At 70.2% G+C, this 8,139-nt stretch carries 11 protein-coding genes; 7 read left to right on the forward strand and 4 right to left on the reverse strand.

Translation table 11 applies throughout. The annotated features are described in order from the left end of the window. Both ACZ499_RS34485 and ACZ499_RS34490 read left to right on the forward strand, forming a co-directional pair. Positions 1-377: substrate-binding domain-containing protein (locus ACZ499_RS34485; protein ID WP_468680408.1), on the forward strand; the 377-nt coding region annotated here is incomplete at its 5' end. Positions 378-596: 219 nt separating this feature from the next. Then, on the forward strand, positions 597-1,319 hold the full coding sequence (locus ACZ499_RS34490) for a lysophospholipid acyltransferase family protein (protein ID WP_468680409.1): 723 nt from the start codon (positions 597-599) through the stop codon (positions 1,317-1,319). Here the strand turns inward: ACZ499_RS34490 and ACZ499_RS34495 are convergent. Next, complete coding sequence (locus tag ACZ499_RS34495; protein ID WP_468680411.1) at positions 1,291-1,773, reverse strand: MarR family winged helix-turn-helix transcriptional regulator; 483 nt, start codon at positions 1,771-1,773, stop codon at positions 1,291-1,293. The two genes, ACZ499_RS34490 and ACZ499_RS34495, sit on opposite strands and share 29 nt — an antisense overlap. A 116-nt stretch (positions 1,774-1,889) precedes the next feature. Here ACZ499_RS34495 and ACZ499_RS34500 point away from each other — a divergent pair, with 116 nt between their 5' ends. Then, positions 1,890-2,300, forward strand: a complete 411-nt coding sequence (locus ACZ499_RS34500) for an organic hydroperoxide resistance protein (RefSeq protein WP_371656068.1) — start codon at positions 1,890-1,892, stop codon at positions 2,298-2,300. 80 nt (positions 2,301-2,380) lie between these two features. Here ACZ499_RS34500 and ACZ499_RS34505 read toward each other — a convergent pair whose 3' ends face one another. Beyond that, the gene (locus tag ACZ499_RS34505) at positions 2,381-2,773 is read right to left on the reverse strand and encodes a nuclear transport factor 2 family protein (RefSeq protein ID WP_385827986.1); all 393 of its coding nucleotides are present in this window, start codon (positions 2,771-2,773) and stop codon (positions 2,381-2,383) included. 358 nt (positions 2,774-3,131) lie between these two features. Between ACZ499_RS34505 and ACZ499_RS34510 the strand changes: the two genes are divergently transcribed. Then, the gene (locus ACZ499_RS34510; RefSeq protein WP_468680414.1) at positions 3,132-4,766 is read left to right on the forward strand and encodes a M4 family metallopeptidase; all 1,635 of its coding nucleotides are present in this window, start codon (positions 3,132-3,134) and stop codon (positions 4,764-4,766) included. Between the two features lie 66 nt (positions 4,767-4,832). Here the strand turns inward: ACZ499_RS34510 and ACZ499_RS34515 are convergent, their stop codons facing one another. After that, positions 4,833-5,027: a hypothetical protein gene (locus tag ACZ499_RS34515; RefSeq protein ID WP_468680416.1), complete on the reverse strand. Its 195-nt coding sequence runs from the start codon at positions 5,025-5,027 to the stop codon at positions 4,833-4,835. A 227-nt stretch (positions 5,028-5,254) separates the two neighbouring features. Here ACZ499_RS34515 and ACZ499_RS34520 point away from each other — a divergent pair, with 227 nt between their 5' ends. Both ACZ499_RS34520 and ACZ499_RS34525 read left to right on the forward strand, forming a co-directional pair. Continuing rightward, positions 5,255-5,686, forward strand: coding sequence for a hypothetical protein (locus tag ACZ499_RS34520; protein ID WP_468680418.1), 432 nt, complete (start codon positions 5,255-5,257; stop codon positions 5,684-5,686). Positions 5,687-6,022: 336 nt separating this feature from the next. Further along, the gene (locus ACZ499_RS34525; RefSeq protein ID WP_468680421.1) at positions 6,023-7,033 is read left to right on the forward strand and encodes an isopenicillin N synthase family dioxygenase; all 1,011 of its coding nucleotides are present in this window, start codon (positions 6,023-6,025) and stop codon (positions 7,031-7,033) included. 250 nt (positions 7,034-7,283) lie between these two features. Here ACZ499_RS34525 and ACZ499_RS34530 read toward each other — a convergent pair whose 3' ends face one another. Then, entirely contained in the window at positions 7,284-7,721 is a 438-nt protein-coding gene (locus ACZ499_RS34530; protein ID WP_468680424.1) for a MarR family winged helix-turn-helix transcriptional regulator, read from the reverse strand. Between ACZ499_RS34530 and ACZ499_RS34535 the strand changes: the two genes are divergently transcribed. Beyond that, positions 7,696-8,013 carry a hypothetical protein gene (locus tag ACZ499_RS34535; RefSeq protein WP_468680426.1) on the forward strand — a complete coding sequence of 106 codons (318 nt, stop codon included), beginning with the start codon at positions 7,696-7,698 and terminating at the stop codon, positions 8,011-8,013. The genes ACZ499_RS34530 and ACZ499_RS34535 overlap by 26 nt on opposite strands. The last annotated feature ends 126 nt before the right edge of the window (positions 8,014-8,139 follow it).

Below are 8,139 nucleotides of genomic sequence, written 5' to 3' on the forward strand. Positions count from 1 at the left end.
GCGGCATCATCACCGCCCTCAAGGCGGCCGGCCTCGCCAAGCTTCCCCCGGTCACCGGCCAGGACGCCGAACTCGCCGGAGTCCAGCGCATCGTCATGGGCGAGCAGTTCATGAGCGTCTACAAGCCCTACGTCCAGGAAGGCCCGATCGCGGCACAGATGGCCGTCGCCCTCGCCAAGGGCCAGCCGCTGACCATGATCACCAAGACCACGGCCGACTCCCCCACGAAGAGGGCCATCCCCTCCATGATCATCCCGATCGTGGCCCTCACCAAGGCCAACCTCAAGGAGACGGTCATCCGCGACGGCGTCTACTCCACCTCCGAGATCTGCACGCCCAACGTCAAGGACGCCTGCGACGCGATGGGCCTGAAGTAGCCGCCACGCCAAGGCCGTTCATCCGCGCGGGAAGCCCGCGCAGCCCCCTCCAGCAAACGTCCGCATTCTGAACGCAAATGCCTCCGCTCCGGTGCCGCACCGGAGCGGAATCGTGTTTTCGGCCGCCATCGCATGGCTCAATAGGCCCTCTCCCGCCCACCTCGGACCCCTATTAGCGTGCCTCGGCGCGGGGGTCACTCGGGAAAGGGTCTCACTGGCGTGTTCTATTACGCATTCAAATACATCGTGCTGGTGCCACTGCTGCGGTGGCCCCTGCGACCCAAGGTCGAAGGGCTGAAGCACGTGCCGCGCACCGGCGCCGCGATCATCGCGGGAAACCACCTCTCGTTCTGCGACTCCTTCCTGGTTCCGGTGACAATCCGGCGGCGCATCACCTATCTCTGCAAGATGGAGTACTTCACGGGCCGGGGAGTCAAAGGCCGCTCGACCGCCGCGTTCTTCCGTGGCGTCGGGCAAATCCCGGTGGACCGCTCGGGCAAAGACGCGGCACAGGCGGCGGTCGACACCGGAATACGGGTGCTGCGCGACGGCGGACTGCTCGGCATCTACCCGGAGGGCACCCGGTCGCACGACGGACGGCTGTACAAGGGCAGGGCCGGGGTCGCCGCCATGGCGCTGCGGTCGGGGGCGCCCGTGATCCCCTGCGCGATGATCGGCACGTTCGAGGCCCAGGCGCGCGGCCGGCGGCTGCCGCGCCGGGTACCGGTCACCATCCGCTTCGGCAAGCCCCTCGACTTCTCCCGCTACGCGGACCTGCCCGACCAGCGCGCGGTGCTGCGCGCCGTGACGGACGAGATCATGTACGCGATCCGGGCGCTCTCCGAGCAGGAGTACGTGGACACCTACGCGACCGAGGCCCGGCCGCCGGCGTGGGCGGCGCGGCCCGACGCCTTCAGTGCGCCTGGTCCAGGGCGGTCGTGATCCGCCCCAGAAGCTGCTGGAGCGAGAGGACCTCGGCCACCGAGAGACCCGTGGCCGAAAGGATCTTCAGGGGCACGGGCAGCGCCCGATCCCGCAGGTCGGAGCCCTCTTCAGTGAGCCGGACCGTCACCGAGCGCTCGTCCTCGGCGCTGCGCTCGCGGGTCACCAGGCCCGCCGCCTCCAGCCGTTTCAGGAGGGGCGAGAGCGTGCCCGAGTCGAGCCGCAGCCGCTCGCCGATCACCTTGACGGGCTGTGGGCCGTGCTCCCACAGCACCAGCATCACCAGGTACTGCGGATAGGTGAGGCCGAGGCCCTTGAGCGCTTCCCGGTACACGCCGCCGAACGCGCGCGAGGCGGCGTGCAGGGAGAAGCAGACCTGGTGGTCGAGGCGGAGCAGATCGACGTCGGACGCCAGGGGCGGGTGCGACGCGGCGGGAGTCGACGAGGAGCTCATGACACCAGGGTAGCTTGTCGCCCATCATTGAGTTGCACGCAATTTAGTTGTGTGCAATTCTTTAGAGCAGAAGAGAGCGGCCGCCGCTCACCACCGGACGGAAGAAGAGGCATCCCATGGACGCGCTGTACACCGCCGCCGCCACCGCCAACGGGCGCGAGGGCCGGGCCGTGAGCTCGGACGGCCGGCTCGACCTCCCCCTGGCCATGCCCCCGGCGCTCGGCGGAAACGGCGAGGGCACCAACCCGGAGCAGCTCTTCGCCGCCGGGTACGCGGCCTGCTTCGCCAGCGCCATGGGAGCGGTCGGCCGTCAGATGAAGGTCGACACCAAGGACGTCTCCGTCACCGCCGAGGTCTCCATAGGCAAGGACGACACCGGCTTCGGCCTCGCGGTCGTCATGCGTGTCGAGCTGCCGGACGAGCTCGCGGGCGAGACCGGCCGCCAGCTGGTCGAGGCGACGCACGCCTACTGCCCGTACTCCAAGGCGACGCGCGGCAACATCGAGGTCGAGCTCGTCGTCGAGTAACGGCTCCCCCCGACGAACAAGCCCGGGCCGATGAGGTGACCCTCGTCGGCCCGGGCTTCGTCGTGTGCCGCCGCGGGCGCTCAGCCCGCAGCCGCCTCCGCGCGGATGCGGTCGAACTGGGCCCCCATGGCCTCGGCCAGGGCGTGGGCGCCGGACAGCGGGCGGACCATCACCGTGAGGTCGTCGATGAGACCGTCCTCGTCGAAGTGGAGGAAGTCACAGCCGTTGACCTCCAGCCCGCCGACCTTGGCCGTGAAGACCAGCGCCTGGTCACGGCCGTCCGCGCCGACGATCTCCCGTACATAGCGGAAGTCGGTGAAGACCCGGCCCACGCCCCGCAGGATCGCCGCCGTGATCGCCTTGCCCGGGTACGGCTTGAACGCCACCGGGCTGGTGAACACCACGTTCTCCGCGAGCAGTTCCTCGATCGCGGCGTGGTCGCCGGACTCCACGGCCTTGCGGAAGGCGCTCATCGCCATCAGCCACCTCTCCCCTCGCATACTCAATTTTTTGAGTAGGTGCAGAAGACAGTAGTCACACCTCGGCTGCACGTCCAGGCCTCTCACGCCCCCTCCCTTCACATCGAAGGTCGCTTTCCAGCCACCACGGAAAGTCACAGCCGGTTCACAGCTTGACCCGCGACGACCTGGGGCTCCCGAAATCCCTTGACCGGAAAGCGACTTCCTCTTCCGCCCCGGCTTACTCCCCCGCTGACGTTTTCCAGTCATTCTGTCGACACCTCCATGACATGTACGCGCCCCTGCTGCAACGCTGTGCTCGCACGTGGCACCCGCACCCCCCACACCTCCCCCCTCAGAAAGGGACGCTCGCGTGACCTCTCGTATATCGCGTTCTACGCGCGTCGCCGGCTCCGTCGCCGCCGCCGCGCTGCTCGCCGCAGGCCTCACCGGCCTGGCCTCCGGATCCGCCGACGCCTCCCCCACAGGCGACGGCACGTCCGCGCAGCCGCTCCGCCTCTCCGCCTCCCAGCGGGCCGAGCTGATCCGCGAGGCGAACGCCACCACCGCGAAGACCGCCGGTGAACTGGGCCTCGGCGCCCAGGAGAAGCTGGTCGTCCGCGATGTCATCAAGGACGCCGACGGCACCGTCCACACCCGTTACGAGCGCACCTACGCCGGACTTCCCGTCCTCGGCGGCGACCTCGTCGTGCACGAGACCAAGGCGGGCAAGTCGGCGGGCGTGACCAAGGCGACCAGAGCCGCCATCAAGGTCGCCTCCACCACCCCCGCCCTCGGCGCGGCCACCGTCCAGCAGAAGGCGCTCACCGCCGCCAAGGGTGCGGGCGCTCAGAAGGCCACGGCCGACCAGGCGCCGCGCAAGGTGATCTGGGCGGCGAGCGGCACCCCGGTGCTCGCCTACGAGACGGTCGTCGGCGGGTTCCAGGACGACGGCACACCGAGCCAGCTGCACGTCGTCACGGACGCGACGACCGGCAAGAAGCTCTCGGAGTGGCAGGCCGTCAAGACCGGTACGGGCAACAGCGAGTACAGCGGCAAGGTGACCGTCGGCACCACGCTCTCCGGCTCGACGTACCAGCTCAGCGACTCCGCGCGGGGCGCCCACAAGACGTACGACCTGGCCCACAAGACCTCCGGCAAGGGAACGCTCCTCACCGACGCGGACGACGTGTGGGGCAACGGGCTTGCCTCCAACACCCAGACCGCGGCCGTCGACGCGCACTACGGGGCGGCGGTCACCTGGGACTTCTACAAGAACGTGCTGGGTCGCAACGGCATCAAGAACAACGGCGTGGCGTCCTACAACCGTGTGCACTACGGCAACGCGTACGTCAACGCGTTCTGGGACGACAGCTGCTTCTGCATGACGTACGGCGACGGCACGGGCAACAACGCCCCGCTGACCTCGCTGGACGTGGCCGGGCACGAGATGTCGCACGGTCTGACGGCGGCCACCGCCAACCTGAACTACAGCGGTGAGTCCGGCGGCCTCAACGAGGCGACCTCGGACATCTTCGGCACCTCGGTGGAGTTCTACGCGAAGAACTCCACCGATGTCGGCGACTACCTCATCGGCGAGAAGATCGACATCAACGGTGACGGCACGCCGCTGCGGTACATGGACAAGCCGAGCAAGGACGGCGGCTCCAAGGACAGCTGGGACTCCGGCCTCGGCAACCTCGACGTGCACTACTCGTCGGGCCCGGCCAACCACTTCTTCTACCTGCTCTCGGAGGGCAGCGGCGCCAAGACCATCAACGGCGTCAGCTACAACTCGCCCACGTCCAACGGCTCCACGGTCACCGGCATCGGCCGGGACAAGGCCGTCCAGATCTGGTACAAGGCGCTCACCACGTACATGACGTCGACGACCAACTACGCGGGCGCCCGCACCGCCACGCTCAACGCGGCGAGCGCGCTCTACGGCGCGAGCAGCGCCGAGTACAAGGCGGTGAACACGGCCTGGGCCGCGGTCAGCGTCAGCTGATCCGGCTGCGGACCGCATGAAAGCGGGCGCCCACCCCCGGCAGGGGTGGGCGCCCGCCTCGCTGTGTCAGAGACCCGCACCGCGCAGCGGCGAACCGCCGAAGAGGCTGCCGAGCACATGGCCCGCGAACTGGAGGCCCGCCTGCTCACGGGGCGTCAGTTCCCGGGAATCGTCGGAGGAGACGGCGGCCGCCGCCGTTCCGGCGGTGAGGCAGGCCGCGGCGGAGAGGCTGACGAGGACGACGTCGAGGCGACGGAGCATGGGGGTCCCTTGGCTGGTGGGCGGGCCGGCGCGTGCGGCTGATCGCGTACGACTCTCGCCAACCCGGGACGCCGGGCTCGGTAGGCAGGCGGGGGGTTGCCCCGATCGGATCAGCGGGCCTGCCGCGCAGGTCGACGGCCGTACGCGAATCCCGGCGGCCGCTCTTCGCCGAACATCGCGGCCCTTCACGAAACATCCGGGAAGGTCCCGGCTGACAGGGTGCGGTCATGCTCTTGTTGGGGCATCACACCATCGGCGCGCACCGCGCCCCCGGCCGCCCGCGCCTGAAGACACTCGGCGCGATCGCCGCCGCCGTCACCCTCCTCCTGACGGCTGTCTCGTACGCCGTCTGGGAGTACAACGACCGGCCGCCGTGGGCCGACGACATCGCGTACGAGTCGGGGTTCATCGCGGGTTCCCGCGCACGCCACTACGACCGGACGGGCGCGATGCCCGCAAGCTGCTCAAGGGCGGCTGCGAGCGGTGGCGGTCGGACGGGCGAGGTGGGGAGAAGGCGGGCTGCAACCCTGGACCATGGATGGAGGGTTGCCGCGACGGGGCAGCGGGACGGCAGGCGAGGAAGCAGGGGATGGCCCACCAGGGCCTCTGAGCGGCAGCCGTGCCGCTCCCGAGTGGAGATCAACCTGGCCGGCACCTGAACCGGGCATGAAGCAGGGATGTGGGGAAGGTCTCCTCCGCGACCGGGCGCCGCGGGCGTACCCTCATGGCATGACTCTTCTCGTGATGCGCCGACACGTGGACTACGTGCGCGTCACCAGCATGAGCTGTCGCCCGCAGGACTGACCCTCGCGGCCTTCGCGGCCACGGCCCCGGCCCGGCTCTCCGCCCGCCCCGGCCCTTCGCCCTTCTGCCAACGGTCCTGTCGCGGTCCCTCCGGTTCCGGCGCACCCATACGCCGATCCGTCCCGGCCGTCCTCCCGCCAACCCCGGGAACAGGACCTCCGTGCATCCCGGAACGGAAACGGAACCCGCTCATGTCCAGCACCACCCTGCTTCCCACCTCCCTCCCCGTGGTCGACCTCTCGCAGGCCGATGCCCCGGGCACGCGTGACGCCTTCCGCGAGGGGCTGCACCGCGCGGCTCGCGACACCGGGTTCTTCCATCTCACGGGGCATGGCATCGACGACGCCGATGTCGCCCGCATACTGGGGCTGACCAGGGAGTTCTTCTCGCTGCCCAAGGCCGACCGGCTCGCTCTGAGCAATCTGCGCTCGCCGCACTTCCGGGGCTACACGCGCATCGGCCACGAGCTGACGGGCGGGCGTTCGGACTGGCGCGACCAGCTGGACGTCGGGGCCGAGCGGCCCGCGCCCGTGGTGGGGCCCGACGACCCGGCGTACCGCTGGCTGGAGGGGCCGAACCAGTGGCCCGACGCGCTGCCCGAGCTGCGCGCCGTCGTGCTCGACTGGCAGGACCGGCTCGCGGCCGTCGCGCACCGGCTGCTCCAGGAGCTGCTCGCCTCGATCGGCGCCCCGGCCGACTTCTTCGATGCCGCCTTCGCGGAGCGCCCGCATCTGCACACCAAGCTGATCCGCTACCCCGGCAGCGCGCCCGAGGGCGACGGTCAGGGTGTCGGCGCCCACAAGGACTACGGCTTCCTCACGCTGCTGCTCCAGGACTCGGTGGGCGGGCTCCAAGTCCGGCTCGGGGACGGCTTCGTGGACGTTCCGCCGCTGCCCGGCGCCTTCGTCGTCAACCTCGGCGAGCTCCTGGAGATCGCGACGGAGGGCTATCTCTCCGCCACCGACCACCGGGTGGTCTCGCCGCCCGGAGCGGTGGAGCGGTACTCGGTACCGTTCTTCTACAACCCGCGCCTGGACGCCCGTATCGACACGGTCCCCGGCGCCTATCTGGCGCACGCGCCGGGCGTGGCGCACAGCGCCGACAACCCGCTGCACGCCGAGTACGGCCGCAATGAGCTGAAGGGCTGGCTGCGGGCCCACCCGCAGGTGGCGCGGCTGCACCACCCGGAGCTGGCGGGCTGAGCGCGGCGTTTTCGGGGCGCCGTCCTCCCGCGGTCGGCGGCGCCCCGGACGAAGCGGGGCCGTCTGCTCGGGGATAGACGGCCCGGCTCCGATTCCAGCTTGCGCCGTACTTCCGTGAAACGCACGGGTTGTGCGGACACTTAAAGTGGCCAATCCGGCTGCGCCAGGGCGCGCTGTGGGCAGCGGGGTGGGTGATGCCTGCCCGGTCACACGGCGTGACCGGGCAGGCCGATCAGGGTGACCAGGGGCGTCAAGGCACCCCGGGCCCGGACTCGACGCCCACGACCAGCTTGCGCAGCAGCCCGGCGAGAGCGTGCCTCTCCTCATCGGTGAGCACCGAGAGCAGGGCCTCCTCGCCCCGGCCCTCGGAGTCGAGATGCCCCCGCAGCGCCTCGTGCCCGGCCGCGGTCAGTTGTACGTGGACACGGCGGCGGTCGGTCGCGTCGGTCGCCCGGGTGATCAGGCCGGCCTGCTCCAGCGGCCCAAGCCGGGACGGCAGCGCACCCCGGGTGAGGCCCAGCAGGTCGGCGAGCCTGGATGGGCTCGTGGTGTACGGCGGGCCCTCGCGGCGGAGCATCAGGAGCATCTTGAAGTACACGGTGAAGACCTGGCGCGCCGGGTCGGGGACGGGCAGCACGAACTCGTACCCGTCGAACCGAGGAGTGCTGCCCAGCGCCACGTACGACATCAAGACCTTCGACGCGCACCACCCCGGTGGCCCGCACGGCGTCAACGGCATCTCCCGGTACATCGGGGACAAGCACTGCGAGCCCCACGGGAAGGGCACCAACCGCACGCAGCTCCTCATCCACAGCGAGATGCTCCCCAGCGGCAAGCCGGGCTCCAGCGAGCCCTACCGCTGGGACGGCAGCAGCGACTACAAGTCGAACGGCTGCATAAAGCTCAAGCCCGCCGACGCCCGCGACCTGATGGGCTACCGCTCCAACTACCCGCACCCCGGGAAGCTGTACGTGTCGTAAGGGCGGATGCGCGCCCGGCGCCCGCCGGGGGGCCCGTTGGAGGGGGGGGGGGAGGGGATATGGGGGGTGTTGGGCCCCCAAAAAATCCTCCGCCCCAGCGCCCCCATTCCCGCCGTTTCCCGTCAC

Source organism: Streptomyces sp. NPDC031265, from assembly GCF_055570295.1.